Raw genomic sequence first — 1,901 nt, 5'->3', positions numbered from 1 at the left:
AAAACTGGAGCGGGCGAAGGGATTCGAACCCTCGACCCCAACCTTGGCAAGGTTGTGCTCTACCCCTGAGCTACGCCCGCTCGGCGGCTGGTCCGGTGTGTCGGTCCAGCGGGTGAGGCGCGCAATTAGCAGCGGCTTTCTGGTCCGGCAAGCCCCTATTTGCGATTCGTGACGATTCCTTTTGCGGGGCTTGGCATATGCGGCTTGCGCACCATCTTGGGGTTTCGGATAAGGGCGCGCGACACAGGGGAGGACGCACCTCCCTGCAGGCCTATCGCGAGACCGCGGGCGCGCCGGACAGCAGGAGCATGGAACTTGGCAAGCATGGGTTTGACCACCGAAGAGCACAAGGCGGTCGAGGCATTCCGCAAGAATGTCGTCGAGCCTTCGATGACCAAGCTCGTCATCCTCGATTTCTGGGCGGAATGGTGCGGGCCGTGCAAGGCGCTGACGCCGGTGCTGGAAAAGATCGCTGCGCAATATGCCGACAAGGGCGTGGTGCTGGTCAAGGTCAATGTCGACGAGGAGCGCTTCATCGCGGCTCAGTTCCAGATCCAGTCGATCCCCACCGTCTATGCGATGTTCCAGGGCCAGCCGGTCGCCAACCTCACCAATGCGCGCACCGAATCGCAACTGGCGGGAATCATCGACCAGCTGCTCGACAAGCTGCCGATCCAGGCGGGCGATGCCGAGCCGAAGGGACCCGATATCGCGCCGCTCCTCGATATGGGTGAAGAGGTGCTGGCCGAAGGCGATGGCGAGCGCGCGGCGGGCATCTTCGCGCAGATTCTCGACATGGCGCCCGATAGCGTCGCGGCGCTCGCCGGGCTGGTGCGTGCGCTGACCGCAGCGGGCAAGACCGCAGAGGCGCAGGCGCTGCTCGACGACCTTCCGCCCGAAATCGCGGCCGATCCGCTGCTCGAGCGCGCGAAATCGGCGCTGGCGCTGGTGGCCGACAAGGCCGATGACAGCGAGATTGCCGGGCTGCGCGCTGCGGTCGAGGCCAATGGCGACGATCATGCCGCGCGCTTCGACCTGGCCGTTGCGTTGTTCGCCGCCGGATCGCGCGACGAGGCGGCGGAGCATCTGCTCGCCATCGTGCGCGCCGACAAGGACTGGAACGAGGGCGCGGCGCGCGCGCGGCTGCTCCAGATCTTCGAGGCGGTCGGGCTGGAAGATCCCTGGGTGTCCGCCACGCGGCGCAAGCTTTCCGCCGCATTGTTCGGCTGAGGGCGATGGCAGCCATGGTCGCACAGCGCATCTCCCTGTTTCCGCTCACCGGGGTGATCCTGTTCCCCGGACTGCAGGTGCCGCTGCACATTTTCGAGCCGCGCTACCGCGCGCTGGTCAGCGACGCGATGGCGCGCGACAGGCAGATCGGCATGATCCAGCCGCGCGCGGCGGGCGAGCCTCCGCCGCTGTTCGACATGGGCTGTGTCGGCCGCATCATCGATGTCGAGGCGCTGGAGGATGGCCGCTACAATCTGGTGCTCGAAGGCTTTGCGCGGTTCCGCGTGCTGCGCGAGCTGGAGGTGACCACGCCGTTCCGCCAGATCGAGGCCGAGCTGATCGAGGAAAACGAGATCGACCAGGCGCTTTCCAGCATCGAGCGCGCGAGCCTGGAGCGCGAATCGCAGCGCTTCGCCAATGCGCAGGGCTATAGCGTCGACTGGGATTCGGTGGCGCGGCTCGACGACCGTTCGCTGGTCAACGGCATCGCGCAGATCGCGCCGTTCGATGCGGCCGCCAAGCAGGCGCTGCTCGAGGCAGAAGGCCTGAAGGCGCGCGCCGACCTGCTGGTGCAGCTGATGCAGTTCTTCGGACGGCGTGACAGCGACGATCCCAGGGTGACGCTGCAATAACCTCCCTTGCCCTCCCCCTCGATGGGGGAGGGTTGGGTG

General features: G+C 66.4%; 2 protein-coding genes and 1 tRNA gene. 2 read left to right on the top strand and 1 reads right to left on the bottom strand.

The features are described from left to right. Positions 1 to 5 precede the first annotated feature (5 nt). Positions 6 to 80, bottom strand: a tRNA-Gly gene (locus tag AX735_RS02450). Positions 81 to 324: 244 nt separating this feature from the next. Here AX735_RS02450 and AX735_RS02445 point away from each other — a divergent pair. Continuing rightward, entirely contained in the window at positions 325 to 1,230 is a 906-nt protein-coding gene (locus tag AX735_RS02445) for a tetratricopeptide repeat protein (protein WP_066275033.1), read from the top strand. Between the two features lie 5 nt (positions 1,231 to 1,235). Then, complete coding sequence (locus tag AX735_RS02440; protein WP_082750883.1) at positions 1,236 to 1,862, top strand: LON peptidase substrate-binding domain-containing protein; 627 nt, start codon at positions 1,236 to 1,238, stop codon at positions 1,860 to 1,862. The last annotated feature ends 39 nt before the right edge of the window (positions 1,863 to 1,901 follow it).

Source organism: Blastomonas sp. CCH1-A6 (genome assembly GCF_001556365.1).
GTDB classification, from domain to species: domain Bacteria; phylum Pseudomonadota; class Alphaproteobacteria; order Sphingomonadales; family Sphingomonadaceae; genus Blastomonas; species Blastomonas ursincola.
The sequence above is the reverse complement of the archived record's forward strand: the minus strand, read 5'-3'. Positions and strand labels throughout refer to the sequence as shown.

Coding starts and splice junctions, on each gene's coding strand:
- AX735_RS02445 (WP_066275033.1), top strand. CDS start 325: ATGGGTTTGACCACCGAAGAGCACAAGGCGGTCGAGGCATTCCGCAAG.
- AX735_RS02440 (WP_082750883.1), top strand. CDS start 1,236: ATGGCAGCCATGGTCGCACAGCGCATCTCCCTGTTTCCGCTCACCGGG.